Source organism: Desulfuromusa ferrireducens (assembly GCF_055389805.1).
Genome location: NZ_AP042415.1, coordinates 1,169,346 through 1,191,694 on the forward strand (window position 1 = coordinate 1,169,346; position 22,349 = coordinate 1,191,694).

Here is a 22,349-nt window from a genome sequence, read left to right on the forward strand (position 1 = left end):
AAAAGGGCCGCACATCTGCATGCGCGGCCCTAAGAGATTACGATATCCGTTTAACGACGGGCTTTGAACTCTGCGCGGCGGTTTTTAGCCCAGGCAGCTTCAGTACTTGCTGGGTCAAGCGCAACTTCTTCACCGTAAGAGATAACGCTCATGCGGTCAGCAGCGACGCCGAGGGACACCAGGTAATTCTTGGTCGCCAAAGCACGTTTTTCGCCAAGTGCCAAGTTGTACTCATCGGAACCGCGCTCATCACAGTGACCTTCAATTTGCACTTTGACGCTCGGAGCGGCTTTGAGCAGATCGGCGTTACGCCCCAACTGTTGCTTGGCAGCACCATTCAGAACATACTGATCAAAATCAAAATAGACCCGGCTCAAACCACTGGCAGCACGAGCGGCGGCAGCTTCAGCGGCAGCGCGAGCAGCGCGGGCAGCGGCGGCCTCATCAACCTGCTGCTCAACGATAGCGGCTGGTTGTTCTTCAATCACAGCCACTTCCGTCGGTTCTTCGATAGCAGGCTCAGTCACCGGCTTTTTGGCACAGCCTACCGCCAACAAAGTCACAACGGCAAACATCACCAGCAGGCGGGCAAGTTTGAACTTATCCATAACAACCACTCCTTTCGCATACGCGATATAAATGTTCAATTTGATGTCAGAATCACAAACTGGGGTTAAAACACCCGCTCATTATACAGAAGCGCCGCACAAAAACAACTCCCCATTACAGGCTTTTAGCGTATCGTTCCGCGATTTACCAGCGTCCCGACCAGGCCGGATGACTATCACTGCCACCGGCAGCTGACACCCGTCGCGCTCCGGTGCCATCGGCACGCATCATCCAGATCGATTTTTCATTACCCTTATCCAACGAATAGACAAGAAAGCGCCCATCCGGACTCCAGCGGGGATGTTCTTTGCTGCCCGGACCGAACGTCAACTGCCGTTCGTCAGTTCCGTCCGGACGGATGGAAAAGAGATTAAACTGCCTGTCTTCCAGGCGCGCAAAGGCAATCCGCTCCCCCTTAGGACCCCAGGCCGGTGTGGCATTGTATTTCCCCTCGTAGGTCAGACGCTTCACTTCCAGGGTGTGCACATCGACGATAAAGACATTCGGGTTGCCGCGCCGGTCAGAGACAAAAGCAATCTGATGGCCGTCAGGGCTCCAGGAGGGATCGACGTCAATACTGTAGTGGTTGGTCAGGCGCTTGTGGATGGTGCCATCGGTGCCGAGCAGATAAATCTCCGAGTTTTTATCCTTCGACAAGGTCAGCGCAACCTCGCGACCATCTGGGCTGTAGCGACCGCCAATATTCAAACCCTGCTTCAGCGACAGCCGCGATTCCCGCCCGGTGTAGATCTCTTTGCGGTAGAGATCTGGATTCCCATTTTTATAGGAGGTAAAGATCAACTCCTTGCGCTTTGGCGCAAAATCGGGGTTGAGAACGATAGAGCGATGATCGGTCAGCCGCAGTGGCTTATTTCCGTCGACATCCATCAGGTACAGCTCTTTGCGACCGGTGCGTTTGGAAATATAGGCGATACGGCTATTAAATGATCCGATCTCACCGGTCAGGCTTTGCATCACCTGATCGGCAAAGGTATGAGCGATACGGCGTACGTCGCCGCGCTTGCCAAAATAGCGCCGCCCGGTCAGTAAGCGACGGGAGACCACATCAAAGAGGCGCAACTCAATGGTCAGCTTCTCCCCCTCAAGCTGATAGCCCCCCTTGATCAGCGAATCAGCTCCGAGCATCCGCCACTGGGCAAAATCAACTTCGGTACTGTGTAGGGTCAGCTTCTGCGCATCGCCTAAAAATGACTGCGGATCGACCAGGTCGAAGAGACCGGAAAAATCCAGATCGTTGGCCAGAACTTCTTGGAATTCTTCGGCAATTCCTGCCGGCACCGGCCCCATCGGCAACAACGAGGTGATCGCCAGTGGGATGGTCTGCTCACCGGGAGCACTGATTTCGATCCTGACTGCCAACGCGGGGGCGGCGAACAGCGTACAGATCAGAAAGGTGAAAACAACTGCGCGGTGTATTTTCATGGCCTGTCCAACATATCCTTGAGGTTGAAAACAACGTTAAATTCAGTTTGTTCCTGTAATGGTTGACCAAGATCCTTCGATTTCAAAATCGCCCGCAATAAGGAACTGTCGAACAGTTCGTTGCCCGACTTCCGCACAAAGCGGTAATGTTGCATTGTCCCGGCAGCGGTATAAACCAGCACCACCTCGGCCTCGAGTCGCCGGGAGTCGAGCTGATATTGAGAGAGTCGCCACTGCTGGGTAATAAACTCACGCACGTAGTCCCGCTCGTCAACCCCGACCTGATCGCCCTTGCCGGTCACCGAACCGACCGGCGCATCCTTAACCGGCGATTCGCTCTGCTGGCTCTCAACTGCAACGGCAGCCCGCAGAGCGTCGAGCCTTTCCTGCCGCTCCTGTTCCGCCTTTTGCCTCTCAAGTTTCGCCCGCAACTCCGCCATCGCATCCAGACGTGCACTTTCCTGGGACTTACTAACGCTCGGCTTGGGCTCTGGTTTCGATTCCGGCTTAATCACCGGCTTCGGGGTCGCTTTTGGCTTAGGCTTCTCCACGACCGGCTTAGGCTTCACCGGTACAGGTTTCGGTTTCGCTGGAATCGGCTTCGGTTTGGCCTTCGGCTTCGCCTTGGGCTTTTGCTTTTTGACCACTGCCTCTGGACGACCGGCCTGCGGATTCTTGACCGGCTTGTTGACCAGGTTGACACGGTAGACCGGGGGTTTGAGGGGATCTTTTTTCGGGAACCAAGGGGTATGATAAAGGACCGGCAGGAGCAGGTGGACCAACAAAGAGACCAGGAGCATACGCCGGAAACCGGGCTCAAACACTGACTGCAGCTGCTTCCAACGCTGCTTACGGGACGTTTCCATGGGGCTCTGGCTACTCATCCGGGAGGCGGGTCACCATCCCCATTTTTTCCACCCCGGCACGTTTGACCGCCGCCATCACCTGCACCACCCGGCCATAAGGCACCTTGCTATCGGCCTCCAGAAAAACCTCGCGGTCCGGCTTGCCCTTGAGCGCCTGTTTCAACACCGACCCGAGCTTGCTGATCTGCTTGATCTCGGCCTTGCCGATAAAGATCTGGCCGTTACGCTTCATGGTGACAACCAACGGTTCCTGCTGCGCGGGCAGGCCGGGAGATTCGGCGACCTCCGGCAGATCAACCTGTACGCCCTGATCGAGCATCGGTGCGGTGACCATAAAGATGATCAGCAGCACCAACATAACATCGACGAAAGGCGTCACGTTGATCTGCGCCATGCTGCTGCGCCGACCGCGTGATGAAGTGCCGATTTCCATCTAGTTACTCCGCTCCATGCGCTCGACGATATTCAGAAATTCCTGACTGAAGTTATCCATCTCACCAATCAGCACGTTGACCTTATTGAGAAAGTGATTGTAACCCATAACCGCAGGGATCGCTGCCGCCAGGCCGATAGCCGTGGCTATCAGGGCCTCGGAAATTCCCGGAGCAACAACCGCCAGCGAAGCACTACCGGTCTGACCGATGCCGTGAAAGGCGTCCATGATCCCCCAGACGGTACCGAACAGTCCGATAAAGGGCGCCGTGGAACCGGTGGTGGCGAGGAAGGTCAGATATTTTTCCAGCCGGTGGGTCTCCTGGGTGGTGGCCCGCCGCAGGGCACGCCCGACAATCTCAGTGGTATCCATTTTGATCGAAAAATCGCCGCTATCGGCCGGATCGACCGACTTTTTCTTCAATTGCAGCATCTCGTGGTAACCCTCACGAAACAGGGTTGCCAACGGCGAATTGGAATAGTCCTTGATCCCCTGGCCGACGACATCGAAACGCTTCTTGCTCCAGAAAAAATCGAGGAAACGCTCCGATTCCTTGATGGCCTTTTGCACGACGGTAAATTTGTAAAAGATAATCGCCCAGGAAACCAGCGAGAAGTAGACCAGAATGGCCAAAACCAGCTTAACCACCGGACCGGCCTGAAGTACCAAATCGAACAAGAGCTGTCTCCTTTTTTGCAAGAAAACGAACAGGTCCGTCTCCCTATGAAAGTAAATTTGATAGCCGTCAGATTATCGGGCAGCTGAAGTGGCAAGTCAAGCCAGCGGATCGTTTATTCGCCTGCCGGAAAATACCCTGCCAATTGTTGGCGCAGATGCTCGGCAGTGCGGGTTTTTGGCGACCGCGTCAAAAACTTGCGCAGACTCGGCAGGTCATCCAGATCTTCCCAACAACTAAGTTGAACGGCCTTGATTGAATACTGTTCAATCCGCCGTAGAGTCTCCGCCAGCACCTCACCGGTACTCCACTGGATGGCGTCAAACAGTTCCGGCCGGTGAACAGATTCACCGATCAACACATAACCGCCATCGATCGCCGGAGCCAGCACGACCTCCGCCTGCTGCAAGGCGCTAAAAGCCTGCTCGACCAATTCGATCGGCAGGTCGGGGGCATCGCTCCCGATCAGGGCCGCTTGCCGATAGCCCTGACGCAGAAACCCGGCTAGGGAGTCGGCCATCCGCGCGCCCAAATCGTCTCCACGTTGCGGCATCAGCCGCACCCCGGGAAAAGCTTGTTCGAACCAGCTGCGCTCACCGATGTAACAGATCGCCAGATCGTATCCGCAGCCGGCGTGCATTCTGCTGACCGTTTCCAACAATGAACAACGATACAGCTGCGCCGCTTGCTCCTGAGTCAGGGGCGGACAGAGGCGGGTTTTACACTTTCCGGGCAGCGGCTGTTTGGCGTATATCCCCAAAATCGCACTTTTAGCGCTTTTCCGCGTTGGGTTATCCACATCTTCCACAGGCTTATCCACAGACTCCGGTTTTTTGCTCTTCAACCATCGCGTACGCCGAGTGGTTATGGATCGACTCAAAGTTCTCGCACTGAATCTTGAACCAGTTGACGGACGGCACGGCGCGCAGCTTTTCGGTGACCGCGCGAACCATATCTTCGACGAACATCGGGTTATCGTAGGCCTGTTCGGTGACCGCCTTTTCATCCTCGCGCTTGAGCAGCGAATAGACCTGGCAACTGGCACACTCCTCGACCCAGGCGATCAGATCTTCGAGCCAAATATGTTCGCTATAGCGGATCTGCACCGTGACGATACTGCGCTGATTGTGCGCACCGCGCTCGCTGATCTCTTTGGAGCAAGGGCACAGCGAGGTGACCGGAATACTCGCTTCTAGAACGAAATCGAATTGGTCATCAAGGGTCCCGATCATCCGGCACTGATATTCAAGCAGACTGCGGGCAGCAGAAACCGGTGCGGTTTTTTCGATGAAATAGGGAAAATCGAGTTCCAGATGCGCCCGGTCCGCCTCCAAACGCTGCTTCATCTCGATGAGGATATTTTCCAGATTTTCGACGCTGATCGCACCGTGGTAGAGATTGAGCACCTCGATAAAGCGGCTCATGTGCGTCCCTTTAAACTGCTCCGGCAGATCGACGAACATGTTGACCCGCGCCACGGTGTGCTGCTGCTCGCGTTGTTTATCCTGCACCACGATTGGATAGCGGATATCCTTGACCCCGACCTTGTCGATGGCGATGTTGCGGGTATCAAGGCTTTTTTGCATATCTGGCATTTTAGACATGGGCGATCTCCCTATCCTCGATCAACATAAGCAACCGGATCTTCGCAACCGGCGTCGGCAAACCCTTTGAGCCGTAGCAGACAGGAATCGCAGTGCCCACAGGAAATCCCCTCGGCAGTCGGATCGTAACAGGAGTGAGTCAGGGCATAATCGACACCCAGATCCAATCCCTGTTGGATAATCTGCGCTTTGGTCCAATCGATGAGCGGCGCCTGAATCTGGTAGGGGTTGCCTTCCACTCCAGCTTTTGTCGCTAGATTGGCCATTTGCTGAAAGGCGGTCACAAATTCGGGTCGACAGTCGGGATAGCCGGAATAATCAAGGGCGTTGACGCCGATGAAGATATCGGACGCGCCCAGCACCTCGGCCCAACCAAGGGCGAAGGAGAGAAAGATGGTGTTGCGCGCCGGCACATAAGTAACCGGGATTTCTTCATCACTGGCACCATCCTTGGGCACATCGATATCTGCAGTCAGGGCGCTGCCGCCCATCTGCCGCAGGTTGATATCGATGACCATATGCTGCTTGGCACCGATCAGCGGCGCGTATTCGCGCGCCTTATCCAGCTCAACGGTATGCCGCTGACCATAATTAAAGCTCAGCGCGTAGGCTTCATAGCCCTGCTCCCGGGCAATCGCCATGCACGTGGTTGAATCAAGTCCACCACTGTAAAGAACCACGGCTTTTTTCATAGATTGATCCTTTTCTCTATTGAACAAACTCGGGCGAGACATGTCTCGCTCCTCCTTGCTGTTTCTGTTCCACGATATTGTAGGGGCGACCCATGGGTCGCCCGCGTGCAAATCGAGATTAGGCCGATTAGCTTTGTGCGTCAAGCACCCGGCTTGTGGACTTCGTAGAAATCACCAGTGCCAAGGCGGTGGACCTTGAGCAGATTGGTGGTTCCGGGGGCCGACACCGGACTGCCCATGGTAATCACCACCACATCACCACGCTGCAACAGGCCCGATTCGAGAACCGCCTTTTCCACCGAGGTGATCTGCGTTTCGGTCGTCCCCTGAATATCGACGCGCAGCGAACGCACCCCACCGTAAAGAGCCAAGCGTCGTCGCACCTGCTTCGATGGGGTGACCGCCAAAATCGGCAGGCCCGGCCGGTGCTTGGCGACCAGGGCGACGGTACTGCCGGTCTGGGTAAAGGCAAGAATCGCCGCCGCGCCAACATTCTTCGCCACCTGGCAGGCGGCTTGGCCGATCGCTTCGGGCAGATTATGGTAGCCATCGACAATCCGCTGCATCTCGAACAATTTGGCGCGTAACTGCGGATCAGCTTCGACATCACGGGCGATGCGATCCATCACCTCGACCGCAGCGACCGGATAGAGACCTGCGGCCGTTTCGCCGGAGAGCATCACCGCGTCGGTGCCATCGAGGATAGCGTTTGCCACATCGGAGGTTTCAGCGCGGGTTGGACGCGGGTTGCCAATCATACTCTCCAACATCTGGGTAGCGGTAATCACCGGTTTTCCCAGCTGGTTGCATTTACGAATAATCATTTTCTGAATCAGCGGCACATGCTCTGATGGCACCTCAACCCCCAGGTCCCCCCGCGCCACCATCACGCCATCGGTCACTTCAAGGATGGCGTCAAAATTATCCACCGCTTCCGGCTTTTCGATTTTAGAGATGACTTTCATCGACGAATTCTGCTGATAGATGATCTGCTTCAACTGCTTCACCTCGGCAGCGGTGCGAACAAAGGACAGCGCGACCCAATCGAGCTCCTGCTCGATACAGAACTGCAGATCGAGCAGATCTTTCTCGGTCATCGCTGGCGCCGAAACCTTGACCCCCGGCAGGTTGATCCCTTTGCGATCCTTCAAGACACCACCGACCACCACTTGGCAATAGACCTGTTGCTCCTCGATCCGCAGCACCTTAAGCTCGAGCAGTCCGTCGTCGAGAAGAATCTGGTTGCCGGGCACCACATCCTGCGGCAGCGCCTGATAAATAGTCGGGATCAGCCCATCGGCACCCGCAACGTTGGAGGTGGTAATCACCACCTCCTGCCCTTCAGTCAATAATTGGCGCCCGTCCTTCATCAGTCCGGTACGGATTTTCGGCCCCTGCAGATCACCAAGAATCGAAACCGCCCGCTGCTGCTGGCGGGAGAGATCGCGGATCAGCGCGATCCACTGTTCCTTCTGCTGCAATTCGCCGTGTGAAAAGTTGAGTCGAAACACATCAACTCCTGCCTTAAGCAGACTCTCCAGTTGCGCTCTTTCCGCACAGGAAGGACCGACGGTGGCGACGATTTTAGTGCCTCGATACATAGGATTTTTCTCCATAATTAAGCAGCTAATGGGTGAATAGCGCGGCAGAGTAAAGCAAATCGGCAGAAGTTTCCAGCGATATTACTCGTCCTCCCCTTGTATAGAATAGCAAGCGGTTGCTCCGTTTCAGGCTGACGTGCTATAAAAATCAATTACTTTTGTTAGTCTATGGTGAGCTTCGCAAGAGTAACCTCACGGGGATTGCTCCTTTTTATTGGACAACGCAACATGAAACCATATATCAAATATACCCTGCTGGGGCTGCTCTGCATGCCGCTGCTCGGCGCTGCCCTGTTGGTCGGCGCCTATTTCTACGTTTCAGCCACTCTGCCAAAGGTGGAAACCCTCGCCGATTACCAGCCGCCGCTGATCACCCGTATCTACGCCGATGACGGCAATATTATTGCAGAATACTCGCGTGAACGGCGGATTCTGGTGCCCTATGATAAAATCCCCAAAACCTTAGTACAGGCCTTTGTAGCTTCCGAGGATGCCAGCTTTTTCAAACATCAGGGGATCGATTTCATTTCAATCCTGCGCGCGGCGCTAAAAAATGTCAAAGCCGGCGGCATCGCCCAGGGCGGCAGCACCATCACCCAGCAGGTGGCGAAAAAACTGCTCCTGACCTCAGAGCGGACCTTTACACGCAAATTCAAAGAGGCGATCCTGGCCTGGCGGATGGAAAAAGCGCTGACCAAACAGGAGATCCTCTATCTGTATCTGAACCAGATCTATCTCGGACACCGCGCTTATGGCGTCGAAGCGGCGGCTGAGAACTACTTTGATAAAAACGTCGAACAGCTGACCCTAGCTGAAAGTGCCATTCTTGCCGGGCTACCACAAGCCCCCAGCCGCTACTCCCCCTATCGGCACTATCAACGCGCCATGAAACGGCAGAAGTATGTGTTAGGGCGGATGGTCAAAGAGGGCTTCGTCACCCAAGCAGAAGCCGATACGGCCGCCGTCGAAGAGGTCGCCATCAAACCGCGACTGAACAATCTGCTCGACGTCACCGCCTATTTCAACGAACAGGTCCGCCGCTACCTCGAAGAACGCTTCGGCAGCAACCTGCTCTACACCGGCGGCCTGCAGGTGGAAACCAGCATCAACCTCGCGATGCAGCAGGTTGCCCAGGAGTCGGTGAAGAATAATCTCCGCAACCACGACAAGCGGCAGGGATTCCGGCCGGTTGAGAAGGTTCTTGATGATGATGCGCAGCAACAATTCCTCGAGCAACAGTTAAAAGCCCAAAACGAAGAGCCGCTGGACAGCGGCAGTTTCAGCCAGGCCCTGGTTATCGGCCAGCAGAAAAATCAGATCCTCTGCCGGATCGGTACCGCCAACGGGGTCATTTCCATCAAAGAATCCAAGTGGGCATCGCCATTGCGGGTGGTTGCCGCGGATATCTTACCAGCCGGCAACAAAGGTGATGAAAAAGAGACCCGCCTGCCGCTCGGTGCGGTGATCGAGGTCAGTATTGTCGATAACAGCAGCGAACCATGGCAACTCAAATTGGAACAACGTCCGCTGGCCCAGGGCGCGCTGATCGCCATCGACCCCTTTACCGGTCAAATCAAAGCGATGGTCGGTGGCTACGATTTCAGTGAAAGTCAGTTCAACCGCGCCACCCAGGCCAAGCGTCTGCCCGGTTCGGCGATCAAACCGATCATTTACGCGGCCGCCCTCGACAAGGGCTACACGCCAGGCAGCGTCATTCTCGATACGCCATTGATCTACGAAAACGAAAGGCTTGAAACCGGGGAACTGGAAGAATGGAAACCACGCAACTACGAGGAAAAATTCTACGGCCCAACCAGCTTCCGGCAAGCCTTGGCCCACTCCCGCAATGTGGTGACGATCAAGATTCTTGAGGATATCGGCCTGAACTACGCGGCCAATTATGCCACTAAACTCGGCATCGAAACACCCATGCAGCGCGACCTGACCATGGGCCTCGGCTCAACCGCCGTGACACCACTGGAGATGTTGACCGCCTACACCGTTTTCGCCAACGGCGGCATCCTGATACCGCCAACCTATATCACCCGCATCAAGGACCGCAACGGCCGCATTCTCGAGTCGATCGACCCGGCTGATTTTGCTACCGGCATGGCCGAAGATCAGCGCCTGATCCGCAAACCGCCACGGCGGGTCATCTCTCCGGAAACCGCCTACCTGATCACCAACGTGATGGAAAGTGTCGTTCGCGAGGGCAGTGGCTGGCGGGCCAAGGCTATCGGTCGCCCATCGGCGGGCAAAACCGGGACCACCAACGATCTTAAGGATGCCTGGTATATCGGTTATATTCCACAACTGGCCTGCGCTTCCTGGGTCGGCTACGACCAGGAACGTCCCTTGGGTAAAAGTGAAACCGGCTCTCGGGCTGCCGCCCCGGCCTGGGTTAATTTTATGCAGGAGGCGATCAAGCAATATCCGGTTGCCCACTTTCGCGTCCCTGACAGTATAGAATTTCACCCGATCGATCCGAAAAACGGGCTGCTGCTGGCCGAAGATAACGAGCAAGCCCACTTTGAGGCCTTTGCCCCAGGAACAGCCCCAACCCGACAGAGCGAAGACACCCAACTCAAGGCCCGTGATTTCTTCCGCCTTGACCTTGAAGGAACCCTCTAACGACCTGCATAAAAAAAGGAGCCGTCAATAATCGACAGCTCCTTTTCGCCTCCTGCTAATTCTTTTCAACCCAGCTTCTCAGCCGGCCGCCTCCCGCACCGGGTGCGCTTGACCGCCGCGCTGCACCCTGGCTTTAAACATATGGTTGAGCACAATATCGATCTGCTCCGGGGTCATCCAGCCACGGGAAAAACAGATAGCGCCGATGATCCGGTGCGGACGATTGGACAAGTCATCCTCAACCTGTTCATCGAGGGCCAACTTCAACTGCTCAATATTGATAAATTCGAACTCCACGGCAATCGTTCCAAAACGCGAACAGTAAGGTCCGGTATGCTTTCTGCCCCGACTCATCATCTCGACTCTCTTTTCTCCACCTAACGAGTGGACCGATCGGTTTACTTGTTGACAAACTAACGGCGCTATGACGATTTGACCGTGAAAAGGCGGCCATTATTTGCGCGCAAAATGCTCTGGAAAATCAGTGAAAATGCCAGCCACGCCCCAGTCCCGTAAACACTCTGCTTGCTGGAGATCATTGACCGTATAAGCGAGCAACTTTCGCTGCTGAACTTTCGCTTCGGCCACCAACGGCTGATCAATTGCGCCTTTTTCCAGGTGTAAAGACCAAACATCCAGTTCCGCTGCTAACTGCCATAGCTGCTGATTCGCACTTTCTGCGACCAGCGCTAAAGGCACCTGCGGCGAGTGATACGCCAGAGACCTTAACTCTTTCTCATTCAATGATGATGCCAAGATTTCCGTCGGCTGCGAACAAGCCGCGACAAAGCGTTGCTGCAACAGTCGCGCGACCGGCTCACCGGTGCCGACTCCTTTGAGTTCGATATTGACCGTTGCTTTGCCGGCGGCCAGATTGAGTACCTCCGCCAGAAGTGGAATTTCCTCCCCACAACCGGCGTCAAGGCGGCGTAATTGTTCGAAAGAATACTGACCCACCAAACCAAAACCGTTGCTGGTCCGCTCAAGAGAATCATCGTGAATCACCACCAGCTGGCCATCAGCGCTCAAATGAACATCTAATTCCAACCAGCTGGCACCAGCCTCCAGGGCCCTGCGAAAAGCTAACAGGGTATTCTCCGGCCAACGTCCACTGGCGCCGCGATGGGCAATACAGATGAATTCTTGCATCTAGTCCTCCACAAACAGAACAAAGCCAGCCGAGATCGGTAGTTTGTTAAACTTTCGCTCACCTCACGAAGGTCAGTATATCATTTGGGAGGGCTACAGACAGGCCCGTTTAAGTAGTTTGGATCTTCAAGATAGCTCATCTCCTTAAATAATTTTCGTCAATTGATGGACGGAAAGATGAACCTGTTTTGTTAGGGTTGCGTTAGCGAGGAATGGGGAGTTTGTATATTGGCAAACTGCTGAAATTAGAGCAGCAACCTGGTGTGGCTAAAGAGGCGGGAGAAAACAAAGAGCGGGGGCAACATCGCCCCCGCTCTTAAATTATACAGTTGTTACCGGTGTTACTGTTAATTACTCCACAGCACCACAGGCGACTTCGACCCGACGATTCTCAAAACGTCCTTCTTTGGTCTTATTGTCGGCTATCGGCTGACTTTCACCAAAACCGCGAGCGGTCAGACGCGGGGCCGGAATATCGAATTTATCAATCAACGCCTCCACTACTGCTCCAGCACGGCGCTCAGAGAGACCCTGGTTATAATCAGCAGCGCCCTGGCTGTCGGTATGTCCGTCAATAAAGACGACGTTGCCGGGGAATTCGTTGACACACTTGGCCGCCTTGGCGATTTCAGCCAGATACTGCTCACCGATAACATTGCTATCGGGACGGAAATTGATCCGCAAGGTCAGTTTTGTCGGGCAGCCCTTGCTATCCACCGAAACGCCCTTCGGGGTGTTCGGACAATTGTCGCGATAGTCATAAACACCATCGCCGTCACTGTCGAGCGGGCAACCAACGCTGTTCACCGGTGCTCCCCGCGGAGTACTCGGGCACTGGTCTTTATCATCGGTGACACCATCGCCATCGCTGTCTTTCGGTGCCACCACTATCGGCGCCGGTTTGGGCATCGCTTTTGGGGTCGTGAGAAAAACATCGTCAATAAAAGCGGCCATTTTTGCATCGCTGGCTAAAGCCGCGTCAGTAGTCGCAAAACCGCAGCCACCTGCATCGGCAATCTTCTGCAGCATGTCCAGACCGGAACCATTTCTTTCATTGCCGACGGCGATGGTATAGATACAGAGCTTATCGCCGAGCATCCCTTTGATCTTTAGCGCTGCCGCTGGAGCTGCAGCCATATCCAGACCGTCACTGACGATAATCAGGGCAGAGTTGCCCGTGGCCTGCAGATCGGCTCCTGCAGCAGTCAAGGCCTCCGCCATCGGGGTAACGCCACCGATATACTTGATTTTACCTAGCCCGGCATGGAAACCGGCCTGCTTGTAACTGGTCATGCCGTAGAGAAGGTCGGTCGGACTCATCGACTGACTGCTATTGTGACCAATACTGCGCAGGCCACCGTTGTAGCTCAAGTCGGTCGGAATGCCCCGATTAATCCGGCTGACCAGATGCCGCGCGACCAGAAAATCATTTTTCCCACCTTCATCCATACTTAAGGAGGCATCCAGGATGACCTGGAAATTAGCCACCTTGGGGACATACTTGCCACCCGCCGTCTTTGCTGAACCACTGTCCAGCGCCTTCATCGGTGGCTGCATAACTGGTGCGCAACTGGCAATCATGGCAATCATGGCAATCATGGCAATCGAAAATAAGATTTTTTGCAGATGTTTCATCAGGTAGCTCCCTTCCACATGAAATCAATTGATTTTTTACCAAACATTTCAATACTTTTACCATTGAAAGGCGACAAGTCAAGCTGGCCCCTCGCCTTTTTAATGAGGTGACAAAGGAGTGCTATGCACCGCGCAGATGCTACCAACCCAAAGCTCCACGCAAGATATACTGTAAAAAAACAGCCCTAAGGAATGACGTAGAAAAGAATGGCAAAAAAGTGACAAAAGCTACCAGCCAACACAAACAGGTGCCATATGGCATGATTAAAGGGCAAGCGCTGCCAAGCATAAAAAATAACCCCGGCACTGTAGGCCAGCCCGCCGAGCAGTAACAACACCAGCCCCCCCGTTGCCACCGATGCCAGCAACGGCTTGATGGCCACTACCACAATCCAGCCCATCGCCAGATAAATGGCGGTGGACATTCCGGCAATTTTGCCCAGCATGGTCGCTTTAAGGATAACACCGAGCAACGCCAGACCCCAGACGGTGCTGAACAACGACCACCCCCAAGGACCGCGCAGATTGACCAAGGTAAAGGGGGTGTAGGTCCCGGCGATCAGCAAGTAAATGGCCGCATGGTCGATAACCTTTAGAATCCGTTTCGCCCCCGGCAGCGGAATGCTGTGATAGAGGGTTGAGGACGCGTAGGAGAGAATCAGGGTGACGCCAAAAATACTGCAGGTGGTGATATGCCAGGCATTGCCATGCACACTGGCAAAACCAACCAGGACCGCCAGCCCGCCGATCGACAGCAACATGCCAAAACCGTGAGTGATGCTATTAGCGATCTCCTCGGCAGAGCTATATTCAGCCTGCTGACGTGAATTGTTCATCTGCTTGCTCCGTTCTGACATGAAAAGGCAAAAACATGTCTAAAAAATGCTAGCACGATGAAGGGCTTGAATGAGGGGAAGGGCGCTACTTTTACCAATCTTTTACCTGCCGGTCCGTTCCCACACAGCTTACGGGTTTTTCTTTAATGCTACCGGACATTCATGATATAGCTGGGAAAATTGATAAGGAGTCAAAAAATGAACGACCTGATTGTCAGCAGCTGGGCTCAGCTACAGGAAGAACTGTTTGCCGATTCCTGGAACGAAGAACTGGGGCGTTTCCGTTCACGCTACGCCTTTCGCGGTCTGTCTGATGCCGAATACCGGCTGGAAACCACCCTGACCCGGCTCGGCGGTGATTTTTCTTCCCTAGAACCACACCTGCTGCGCAACTTCAAAAAATACGCCCGCCGCAATGTCGTTGAGCAGGATTCGATCTGGCACTGGCTTTCGGTCGCTCAGCACTACGGCTTGCCGACCCGGCTGCTGGACTGGACCTATTCCCCTTACGTGGCGCTGCACTTCGCCACCGCCAACTTGGAAAAATTCCAGCTCGACGGCGTCATCTGGGCGGTTGACTACTCGAAAACCCATCAACAGTTGCCGCAGCAATTGCAGAGCCAACTGGCAGAAGAGGGTGCCAACGTTTTCACTGTCCGGATGTTGAGTGAAAGCCTGCCGAGCCTGTCGGAGTTTTGTCAACTCAATGGCGGCGATTATCCGGTGTTCTTTGAGCCACCCTCCATCGACGACCGCATCAGCAACCAGTTTGCCCTCTTCTCGGTCATGCCCACAGCCAGCGGGGTTCTGAGTCACTGGCTGCAGCAGCACACGGAAATCTGGCGACGGATCATCATTCCGGCCAAATTGAAATGGGAGATTCGTGACAAACTCGATCAGGCCAATATCACCGAACGGGTCCTGTTTCCCGGACTCGACGGCCTCAGCTGCTGGCTGAAGCGGCAATACAGCCCGAAGGCCTGAAATGACGCTAGCCGAAGCGGAAGGTTGTTAGATGACGGAAGAGACAAAGTAGACCGGCGGGACTAACCGGCCGACCTTGGTAACCGCAGGCGAAAACAGGCACCACCACTTGGCGCGGTATCGACCGACAGATCACCATGATGGGTTTCGGTAATAATAAAATAAGAAACCGATAAGCCTAGGCCGGTCCCCTGGCCGGGATCCTTGGTGGTAAAAAAGGGCTCAAAGATCCGCTGGCGATCCTCTTCGCTAATCCCGGGACCATTGTCTGAGATCTCCAATAAAACCTGATCTCCCTCGCAACGCCCCAGAATGGTGATCAGCGGTTTGCTAGCCATCTGCTCCCAGTCGGACATGGCCTGAGCACTGTTGGTCAACAAGTTGAAAAAAACCTGTTGCAGCTGATTGTCGATCCCCAGAACCGGCGGGAGATCGGGTGGGATCTGCAGTTCGATAGGGATATTGCGAAAATCAAATTTATCCCGCAAGTTGAAATCACTCTTGGCCAAATCAACCGCCTGTTCAACGAGGTCAACCACGCAGCAAGGACGCAGCGGCCCGGATTCCTTGCGACTGAAACTGAGCATGTTCTGGATAATCCCCGCAGCGCGCTGCCCGGCCTTAGCAATCATGTCGAGAATTTCCGGGACCCGCCGTTGCTGTAAATAACTGCTCAGCTGCGTCAATTCAATCCCAGCCTTCTCCGCGGCCTTTTGATTGGGCAGGGTCTCCTGCAACATGCGAAAGTTGAGCAACTGCAGGTTTTGCAAGACAGCCGCCAGGGGATTGTTGATTTCGTGTGCCATCCCTGCTGCCAGACCGCCGAGAGAAAGCATTTTTTCCGACTGGACCAGAGTCTCTTCCATCCGCACGACATCGGTCACATTGTCGATCCGCACAACCGCACCAGCTAAGCCACCGGTCACCAGCGGGTAGATCGTGATATCAAAGTAATAGGTCTGCCCCCTGTGGGTGCGGGCCGCTTTAAAGATCTTTTGCGCTTCTCCGCTGGCAAGCGCCAGTTCAATTTTTTTAAAATCATCCTCAAACCCAAGCAGAACCTCCTTGAGCGGCCGGCCCAATACGTCTTTTGCCGGCAAGGAAAAAAACTTTTCCGACTGCAGGTTCCACAGGGTAATGAGCCCGGCAATATCGACGGTAATCAGCAGCGAAGGCATTGAGTCGACAATGCTGCGCAACAGGGTGCGCAACTGCAACATCTCTGTTTCGGCACCACGGATTTCGCTGATATCGGTCATCACGCCGACCAAGCCCAACACCTCACCACCCGCCTCGCCAATCGTCGCCTTGTTAAAGAGGATGTCGTGATCGGAACCGTCGGCGTAACGGACCTGCGCTTCATAAGTCTGACCACCCTGTTGCGCCATTAGCTCCTGATCGGCCTGATGGTAAACCTCGGCCAGCTTAGGAGGGGCAATTTCATGAACGCTACGACCAATAATCCGCTCCCGGCGCATCCCGAGATAATCACAGAAAGCCTGATTGCAACCGGTGTAGATACCTGCGCGGTTTTTGTAAAAGATAGGACTGGGAAGGGTCTCAAGAACAGCAGAGAGAATACTCTCACTCTCTATTTGCACCCCTTGTTGCCCATTCTTCTCATTACTCAAGAGCAAGTATTGTTGCTGCAACTTCAAGCGTTCCTGCTGCTCTTGCCGATGCATAATCTCCGCTGCGGTCAGGTTGGCAAAAAGCTGCAAGGTTGTTTCGGCAAAGGTGGGATCGACTATGGCTTGTCGATAAAGGGCGACGATAATTCCAAGCGGTTGGTTCTTCTTGTCGTAGAGAGGGACTCCGACATAACCCTCTATCCCCATCTCGACAAGCAGTTGATCTTTGGGAAACAGCTTGGCGACATCTTTGCGATGCGTGCAGAGACGATCATCGAGGACTTTTTCACACGGAGTGTGGGCTAAGTCGTATTCCAAGTTCTTGGCCAGACTGCCAGCGGCACACAGCGCCAAACTTCTGATGCGATTCCGCTCCGGACTCCGCAACTCACCGATAAAGGTAAAATCTGCCCCCAACGCTTGCGCGAGTTCAACGACCATCTGATCGAAATACTCTTGTCCGGAGCAGGTAGCAGCACCGGTCATAATTTTATGCCGCAACCGCTCCGCCCGCTGATAACGGGAAAGTTGCTCTTCCAAGGCAGCAATTTTCTGTGCCGCCGAACGTTCTTTTTTGCTGTGGCTGGTCATTTGAATACTCACCAAAACGGGAATGCTTATTGTTCTAACAGGAACTCGCTCAAGTTTAGCAGACTCCCCTCAAAAAACATCCCGCGAAAACACCTTTCACCGCCGACCTAAACACGGACGTCGAGAAGGCTGGCTGCAACTTTTTTGCTGGCGTATGAAACTAAAGCAGCTTATCTTTACCAGCGCTTTGCGCACAACCTAGCCGGGAGAACCCTGTGACCGAAAAAACCCGCCGCCTGCTTCCTATCCTGAGCCTGATCCTGGCGATGCTACTCTGGGCCAGCTCTTTCGTCGCCCTGAAAATTGCCTTTCGTGGCTACCACCCAATGCAGGTGATCTTTGGCCGGATGTTCATTGCCGGGCTCTGTTTTTTACCGTTCATTCCCGCCTTTAGAAAACTCAACTGGCGACGCCGCGACATAAAATATCTGTTGATTATGGCGATCTGCGAACCCTGCTTCTACTTTCTGTTTGAAGCCAAGGCACTGCAGCTGACCAGCGCCTCACAGGCCGGGATGATCACCGCCATGCTGCCGCTACTGGTGGCAATCCTGGCCTGGGCTTGGCTCAAAGAACGGGTCAGCCGACAAACCCTGAGTGGTTTTTTATTGGCCATCGTCGGCGCCATCTGGCTGAGTTTGGCCAGTAGCACCAGCGTCAATGCTCCCGACCCGCTATTAGGCAATTTCTGTGAGTTTCTCTCCATGGTTTGTGCCGCGGGCTACACCGTGTCACTGAAACACCTGACCAGCAACTACCCACCGCTGTTTCTGACCGCCTTTCAGGCCTTTATCGGCAGCCTGTTTTTTTTCCCCTTTCTGCTGCTCCCGGAGGTTGGCATTCCGACCCATTGGCAAGCAAGTCCGGCGCTGGCCGTGATCTACCTGGGTACCCTCATCACCTTTGGCGCCTACGGTTGCTTTAATTACAGTGTCAGCCGGATCCCGGCCAGTCAGGCGGCCGGTTACGCCAATCTGGTTCCGGTATTTGGGGTAATTCTCGGCATGTTGATTCTCGGCGACAGCCTCAATTTCTGGCAATGGGTCGCCTGTGGACTGGTATTTTGCGGTGTTTGGTTGAGCAGTTACGGGCATCAAACCCCACTCTGCCAACCGTCGACCTGAGAAGGAAAGAAGATGAGTTACAGCATCGAACCGATTGCAACCATCCACACCCCCTACAAAGAAAAGTTCGCCGCTCCGCGCCAACCTGGCTTGGCGCCAACGGTACGCGGGCAAGTTGAGTTACACCCGGACTTTGCCAGTCCGGAAGCGGTGCGCGGCCTGGAAGGCTTCAGTCATATTTGGCTGATCTTCCTGTTTCACCAGACCTATCAACAGGGCTGGAAACCGACCGTGCGTCCGCCCCGCTTGGGCGGCAATAAACGGGTCGGAGTGTTTGCCTGCCGTTCGCCGTTTCGCCCCAATCCGATCGGCCTTTCGGCGGTTAAGCTGTTGTCTATCGACTGCAACGCGGGCAAGGTGATACTCGAAGTCCAGGGTGCCGACCTGATTGATGGCACACCGATCCTCGACATCAAACCCTACCTGCCTTATACCGACGGCATTGAAGCGGCCAGCGGCGGTTTCGCCAACCGGGCTCCAGTCGCAGCGCTAGAGGTGGAGTTCTCCGCCTCAGCACAACAACGCTTAGCCCGATACGTTGCCCAAACCCCAGAGCTGGAAACCCTGATCGACGAAACCTTGGCACTTGACCCGCGTCCGGCCTATAAGCACAGCAATGATGACGGACGGGAATATGGGGTGTTGCTGGATCGCTATAATGTGCGCTGGAAGGTGGAAGGGGGCCGGGTGGTGGTTTTAAATATTATGTTGGCTGATTAGATTAAGTAGGGATTAAAACGACGCCAGCCGCTTCCCCTTGAGAAAACGGCCGGCCAAAATACCTGTCACCAAACTAGCAACTAATCACAATCCTCACGCCAAAGACACTCATCCTGCGCACACTCCGGCGAGAAGTTGGTATTGAAACACTGCGGATTTTTTTCTACTAACTGAATCTCTCGAATCAGCTCCTCTTTCTTCATCCGCCCCGGCTTCACACCACGCTCCTTTGCAACTGACCTGACTTTCGGCATCTTCATAGCCCGCTCCCCTTATTGTTGTCGACCGATTTTTAATCGGCCATCAGTTTGAGTAAAACATGGTTGAGTATACCGCCACTCTGTAAGTATGCAACTTCCTCATCGGTGTCGATTCGACAGAGGACTTCGAGCCTCTCGCACCGACCATCGGTCCGCTCAATCTGCAGGGTTAACGTCTTTTTTGCCTGCAAGGCACCGGAATGACTAAGGGAAAGTTGTTCACTGCCATCCAACTGCAAAGCGCCGGCGGAATCTCCGGCTTTGAACTGCAGTGGCAGCACACCCATACCGACCAGATTGGAGCGATGGATGCGCTCATAGCTTTCCGTCAGCACTGCTTTGACGCCAAGCAATTGCGTCCCCTTGGCAGCCCAGTCACGGCTGGAGCCGGTGCCATACTCTTTGCCAGCAATAATCATCAATGGCAGCGACTCTTTTGCATAGCTAAGCGCGGCATCAAAGATACTCATCGCTTCGCCAGTTGGCAGGTGCTTGGTAAAACCACCCTCGGTTTCCGGAACCATTTTGTTACGCAAACGAATATTGGCGAAGGTGCCACGCATCATCACTTCATGATTGCCGCGCCGCGAACCATAAGAATTGAAGTTCTGCTCTTCCACGCCGTGTTCGACCAGATAACGGCCAGCCGGGCTGGCGGCCTTAAAGGCGCCGGCCGGGGAGATATGATCGGTGGTGATAGTATCACCCAGCAGGGCCAGCACCCGGGCAGCCCTGAATCCGCTATAGTCAACCGACGACTGCAAGGTATCGAAGAATGACGGCCGGCGGATATAGGTAGAGTCCGCTTGCCATTGATAGGTCTGGCCCTCCGGAACCTGCAACCCTTGCCAGCTGGCATCGCCGCTGAACACTTCGGCGTATTCCTTGTGAAACATCTCCGCGTTGACCAGAGCAACCATTTCGGCCACTTCAGCGTTGCTCGGCCAAAGATCCTTCAGGTAAACCGGTTGTCCATCCTTGCCAGTGCCGAGAGGTTCGCTGCTCAGGTCGATGCGCGTCGTTCCTGCCAGCGCAAAGGCGACCACCAACGGCGGTGAAGCGAGCCAGTTGGCTTTGGTCTGGGCATGAATACGCCCCTCGAAATTGCGATTACCGGAGAGCACCGAGCAAACGGTCAGATTGCCAGCGTCGATGGCGGCAGCTATCGGCCCGGTTAGCGGTCCCGAATTGCCAATACAGGTGGTACAACCATAGCCGACCAGATTGAATCCAATCTGATCGAGATAAGATTGCAGGCCAGCCTTGGCCAGATAATCGGTAACCACCTTTGAGCCGGGAGCAAGCGAAGTTTTAACCCAGGACTTTTGTTGCAAGCCCTTTTCGACTGCCTTTTTTGCCACCAATCCCGCCGCCATCATCACTGCCGGGTTGGAGGTGTTGGTGCAGGAGGTGATCGCGGCGATCACCACATCACCATTGTTCAACAGATCAGCGCTGTCGGCAATCGGCACGCCTTGTTCCCGGCCAACCTCCGGCAACACCTGCTCAGTTGCGGTGCGCATATCACCCAGCAGGACCCGATCCTGCGGACGCTTAGGACCGGCTAAACTGGGCCGCACGCTGTCCAGATCGAGTTCCAAGACCGCGCTGAATTGCGGATCGGTCAATTCATCACTACGCCACAGGCCTTGTTCCTTGGCATAGTTCTCGACCAATGCAAGCGTCTCGGCACTCCGACCGGTCATCTGCAGATAATTGAGGGTTATTTGATCGATGGGGAAGAAACCGCAGGTCGCACCGTATTCCGGGGCCATATTGGCAATCGTCGCCCGGTCGGCCAGTGGCAGTTGCGAAAGTCCGGCGCCAAAGAACTCGACAAACTTTCCAACCACGCCGAATTGACGCAACATCTGGGTGACGGTCAAAACCAAGTCGGTCGCCGTCACCCCTTCGCCAAGCTTGCCGGTCAAGCGGAAACCGACCACTTCCGGGATCAACATCGAAATCGGTTGGCCCAGCATCGCCGCCTCCGCCTCGATACCACCGACGCCCCAGCCAAGCACGCCAAGACCATTTATCATCGTCGTGTGACTATCAGTGCCCACCAAGGTATCAGGATAAACCCAGGTTTCTGCGCCACGCTGCTCGCTCCAGACCGCCTGCGCCAAGTATTCCAGATTGACCTGATGGCAAATACCGGTGCCGGGTGGCACAACGCGAAAATTGTCAAAGGCAGTCTGCCCCCAGCGCAAAAAGGCGTAACGCTCGCGATTGCGTTCCATCTCCTTGTCAACATTGGCGGCAAAAGCCGCTGAAGTTCCGTACTGGTCGACCATCACCGAATGATCGATCACCAGATCAACCGGGATCTGTGGATTTATTTTCGCCGGATCTCCACCCCGCTCTGCCACCGCATCGCGCATCGCCGCCAGGTCGACAATCGCCGGCACTCCGGTAAAGTCCTGCATCAACACCCGTGCTGGGCGAAAAGAAATTTCGCTCTGTTGCTGCTGAACGGGCTGCCAACCAGCGACCGCTTCGATATCACTACGACTAACCGATTCGCCATCCTCGTTGCGCAGCAAGTTTTCCAATAAAACCTTAATGGTAAATGGCAAACGGGAAATATCCCCCAAACCATTTTTTGCCGCGACCGGAAGACTGCAATATCGGTATGCTCGCCCGGCGAGTTGCAGGGTCCGGGTGCTTTGGAAACTCTCATTTTTCATCTATCGCGCTCCTTGATAGCAATCGGTTTAAACAGGGCCAGCGCCACTGTGAGCTGAAATTGTCTCCCTACATTCTAACCTGACTTTTACTGCTGACAAAAGGGGGGCGAAATTTTCCGCGCAAACGGATAATTTTTTTGTCTTTTATCTGGATTTAGTTCATTTTATTTTCAG

20 protein-coding genes are annotated in these 22,349 nt (G+C 54.6%); 4 read left to right on the top strand and 16 right to left on the bottom strand.

Features of this window, described 5'->3' with window-relative positions; translation table 11 throughout:
* Nucleotides 1-50: 50 nt before the first annotated feature.
* From pal to pyk, 9 genes are all read right to left on the bottom strand, one after another.
* Nucleotides 51-608: a peptidoglycan-associated lipoprotein Pal gene (pal, locus tag ACZ5PT_RS05310; protein WP_464265767.1), complete on the bottom strand. Its 558-nt coding sequence runs from the start codon at nucleotides 606-608 to the stop codon at nucleotides 51-53.
* A gap of 145 nt (nucleotides 609-753) precedes the next feature.
* A complete protein-coding gene (gene tolB, locus ACZ5PT_RS05315; protein WP_464265768.1) occupies nucleotides 754-2,052 on the bottom strand; it encodes a Tol-Pal system beta propeller repeat protein TolB in 1,299 nt (432 codons plus the stop codon).
* A complete protein-coding gene (locus tag ACZ5PT_RS05320; RefSeq protein WP_464265769.1) occupies nucleotides 2,049-2,936 on the bottom strand; it encodes a TonB C-terminal domain-containing protein in 888 nt (295 codons plus the stop codon). Before ACZ5PT_RS05320 ends, tolB begins: the two co-directional genes overlap by 4 nt.
* Nucleotides 2,929-3,351: a protein TolR gene (tolR, locus tag ACZ5PT_RS05325; RefSeq protein WP_464265770.1), complete on the bottom strand. Its 423-nt coding sequence runs from the start codon at nucleotides 3,349-3,351 to the stop codon at nucleotides 2,929-2,931. The genes ACZ5PT_RS05320 and tolR overlap by 8 nt, the downstream gene beginning before the upstream one ends.
* Nucleotides 3,352-4,029 (bottom strand): protein TolQ, encoded by a 678-nt coding sequence (tolQ, locus tag ACZ5PT_RS05330; RefSeq protein WP_464265771.1) that lies wholly within the window; start codon nucleotides 4,027-4,029, stop codon nucleotides 3,352-3,354. It lies immediately after the preceding gene.
* A gap of 113 nt (nucleotides 4,030-4,142) precedes the next feature.
* Nucleotides 4,143-4,835, bottom strand: coding sequence for a TIGR04282 family arsenosugar biosynthesis glycosyltransferase (locus ACZ5PT_RS05335; protein ID WP_464265772.1), 693 nt, complete (start codon nucleotides 4,833-4,835; stop codon nucleotides 4,143-4,145).
* A gap of 4 nt (nucleotides 4,836-4,839) precedes the next feature.
* Nucleotides 4,840-5,631: a GTP cyclohydrolase FolE2 gene (gene folE2 / locus ACZ5PT_RS05340; protein WP_464265773.1), complete on the bottom strand. Its 792-nt coding sequence runs from the start codon at nucleotides 5,629-5,631 to the stop codon at nucleotides 4,840-4,842.
* A gap of 11 nt (nucleotides 5,632-5,642) precedes the next feature.
* Nucleotides 5,643-6,323 (bottom strand): 7-cyano-7-deazaguanine synthase QueC, encoded by a 681-nt coding sequence (queC, locus tag ACZ5PT_RS05345; protein WP_464265774.1) that lies wholly within the window; start codon nucleotides 6,321-6,323, stop codon nucleotides 5,643-5,645.
* 140 nt (nucleotides 6,324-6,463) lie between these two features.
* On the bottom strand, nucleotides 6,464-7,924 hold the full coding sequence (gene pyk / locus ACZ5PT_RS05350; protein WP_464265775.1) for a pyruvate kinase: 1,461 nt from the start codon (nucleotides 7,922-7,924) through the stop codon (nucleotides 6,464-6,466).
* Nucleotides 7,925-8,152: 228 nt separating this feature from the next.
* Between pyk and ACZ5PT_RS05355 the strand changes: the two genes are divergently transcribed.
* The gene (locus ACZ5PT_RS05355; protein WP_464265776.1) at nucleotides 8,153-10,555 is read left to right on the top strand and encodes a penicillin-binding protein 1A; all 2,403 of its coding nucleotides are present in this window, start codon (nucleotides 8,153-8,155) and stop codon (nucleotides 10,553-10,555) included.
* Nucleotides 10,556-10,633: 78 nt separating this feature from the next.
* On the opposite strand, the gene ACZ5PT_RS05360 is transcribed toward ACZ5PT_RS05355, so the two are convergent.
* The 4 genes from ACZ5PT_RS05360 to trhA form a co-directional block, all read right to left on the bottom strand.
* Nucleotides 10,634-10,912, bottom strand: a complete 279-nt coding sequence (locus tag ACZ5PT_RS05360; RefSeq protein WP_464265777.1) for a hypothetical protein — start codon at nucleotides 10,910-10,912, stop codon at nucleotides 10,634-10,636.
* A gap of 96 nt (nucleotides 10,913-11,008) precedes the next feature.
* Nucleotides 11,009-11,704 carry a glycerophosphodiester phosphodiesterase gene (locus tag ACZ5PT_RS05365; protein WP_464265778.1) on the bottom strand — a complete coding sequence of 232 codons (696 nt, stop codon included), beginning with the start codon at nucleotides 11,702-11,704 and terminating at the stop codon, nucleotides 11,009-11,011.
* Between the two features lie 351 nt (nucleotides 11,705-12,055).
* On the bottom strand, nucleotides 12,056-13,339 hold the full coding sequence (locus ACZ5PT_RS05370) for an OmpA family protein (protein WP_464265779.1): 1,284 nt from the start codon (nucleotides 13,337-13,339) through the stop codon (nucleotides 12,056-12,058).
* A 185-nt stretch (nucleotides 13,340-13,524) separates the two neighbouring features.
* The gene (trhA, locus tag ACZ5PT_RS05375) at nucleotides 13,525-14,175 is read right to left on the bottom strand and encodes a PAQR family membrane homeostasis protein TrhA (protein ID WP_464265780.1); all 651 of its coding nucleotides are present in this window, start codon (nucleotides 14,173-14,175) and stop codon (nucleotides 13,525-13,527) included.
* 198 nt (nucleotides 14,176-14,373) lie between these two features.
* Between trhA and ACZ5PT_RS05380 the strand changes: the two genes are divergently transcribed.
* Nucleotides 14,374-15,159 (top strand): FRG domain-containing protein, encoded by a 786-nt coding sequence (locus ACZ5PT_RS05380; RefSeq protein ID WP_464265781.1) that lies wholly within the window; start codon nucleotides 14,374-14,376, stop codon nucleotides 15,157-15,159.
* Between the two features lie 62 nt (nucleotides 15,160-15,221).
* Here ACZ5PT_RS05380 and ACZ5PT_RS05385 read toward each other — a convergent pair whose 3' ends face one another.
* Nucleotides 15,222-17,381 carry a PAS domain-containing protein gene (locus tag ACZ5PT_RS05385; RefSeq protein WP_464265782.1) on the bottom strand — a complete coding sequence of 720 codons (2,160 nt, stop codon included), beginning with the start codon at nucleotides 17,379-17,381 and terminating at the stop codon, nucleotides 15,222-15,224.
* A 215-nt stretch (nucleotides 17,382-17,596) separates the two neighbouring features.
* Between ACZ5PT_RS05385 and ACZ5PT_RS05390 the strand changes: the two genes are divergently transcribed.
* Together ACZ5PT_RS05390 and tsaA are read left to right on the top strand one after the other, a co-directional pair.
* Nucleotides 17,597-18,505: a DMT family transporter gene (locus tag ACZ5PT_RS05390; RefSeq protein ID WP_464265783.1), complete on the top strand. Its 909-nt coding sequence runs from the start codon at nucleotides 17,597-17,599 to the stop codon at nucleotides 18,503-18,505.
* A gap of 12 nt (nucleotides 18,506-18,517) precedes the next feature.
* Entirely contained in the window at nucleotides 18,518-19,225 is a 708-nt protein-coding gene (gene tsaA, locus ACZ5PT_RS05395; protein WP_464265784.1) for a tRNA (N6-threonylcarbamoyladenosine(37)-N6)-methyltransferase TrmO, read from the top strand.
* Between the two features lie 80 nt (nucleotides 19,226-19,305).
* On the opposite strand, the gene ACZ5PT_RS05400 is transcribed toward tsaA, so the two are convergent.
* Both ACZ5PT_RS05400 and acnA read right to left on the bottom strand, forming a co-directional pair.
* Complete coding sequence (locus ACZ5PT_RS05400; protein WP_464265785.1) at nucleotides 19,306-19,485, bottom strand: SAP domain-containing protein; 180 nt, start codon at nucleotides 19,483-19,485, stop codon at nucleotides 19,306-19,308.
* Nucleotides 19,486-19,517: 32 nt separating this feature from the next.
* Entirely contained in the window at nucleotides 19,518-22,175 is a 2,658-nt protein-coding gene (gene acnA / locus ACZ5PT_RS05405; protein WP_464265786.1) for an aconitate hydratase AcnA, read from the bottom strand.
* Nucleotides 22,176-22,349: the final 174 nt, after the last annotated feature.

Coding starts and splice junctions, on each gene's coding strand:
- pal (WP_464265767.1), bottom strand. CDS start 608: ATGGATAAGTTCAAACTTGCCCGCCTGCTGGTGATGTTTGCCGTTGTG.
- tolB (WP_464265768.1), bottom strand. CDS start 2,052: ATGAAAATACACCGCGCAGTTGTTTTCACCTTTCTGATCTGTACGCTG.
- ACZ5PT_RS05320 (WP_464265769.1), bottom strand. CDS start 2,936: ATGAGTAGCCAGAGCCCCATGGAAACGTCCCGTAAGCAGCGTTGGAAG.
- tolR (WP_464265770.1), bottom strand. CDS start 3,351: ATGGAAATCGGCACTTCATCACGCGGTCGGCGCAGCAGCATGGCGCAG.
- folE2 (WP_464265773.1), bottom strand. CDS start 5,631: ATGTCTAAAATGCCAGATATGCAAAAAAGCCTTGATACCCGCAACATC.
- queC (WP_464265774.1), bottom strand. CDS start 6,323: ATGAAAAAAGCCGTGGTTCTTTACAGTGGTGGACTTGATTCAACCACG.
- pyk (WP_464265775.1), bottom strand. CDS start 7,924: ATGTATCGAGGCACTAAAATCGTCGCCACCGTCGGTCCTTCCTGTGCG.
- ACZ5PT_RS05355 (WP_464265776.1), top strand. CDS start 8,153: ATGAAACCATATATCAAATATACCCTGCTGGGGCTGCTCTGCATGCCG.
- ACZ5PT_RS05360 (WP_464265777.1), bottom strand. CDS start 10,912: ATGATGAGTCGGGGCAGAAAGCATACCGGACCTTACTGTTCGCGTTTT.
- ACZ5PT_RS05365 (WP_464265778.1), bottom strand. CDS start 11,704: ATGCAAGAATTCATCTGTATTGCCCATCGCGGCGCCAGTGGACGTTGG.
- ACZ5PT_RS05370 (WP_464265779.1), bottom strand. CDS start 13,339: ATGAAACATCTGCAAAAAATCTTATTTTCGATTGCCATGATTGCCATG.
- trhA (WP_464265780.1), bottom strand. CDS start 14,175: ATGAACAATTCACGTCAGCAGGCTGAATATAGCTCTGCCGAGGAGATC.
- ACZ5PT_RS05380 (WP_464265781.1), top strand. CDS start 14,374: ATGAACGACCTGATTGTCAGCAGCTGGGCTCAGCTACAGGAAGAACTG.
- ACZ5PT_RS05385 (WP_464265782.1), bottom strand. CDS start 17,381: ATGACCAGCCACAGCAAAAAAGAACGTTCGGCGGCACAGAAAATTGCT.
- tsaA (WP_464265784.1), top strand. CDS start 18,518: ATGAGTTACAGCATCGAACCGATTGCAACCATCCACACCCCCTACAAA.
- ACZ5PT_RS05400 (WP_464265785.1), bottom strand. CDS start 19,485: ATGAAGATGCCGAAAGTCAGGTCAGTTGCAAAGGAGCGTGGTGTGAAG.
- acnA (WP_464265786.1), bottom strand. CDS start 22,175: ATGAAAAATGAGAGTTTCCAAAGCACCCGGACCCTGCAACTCGCCGGG.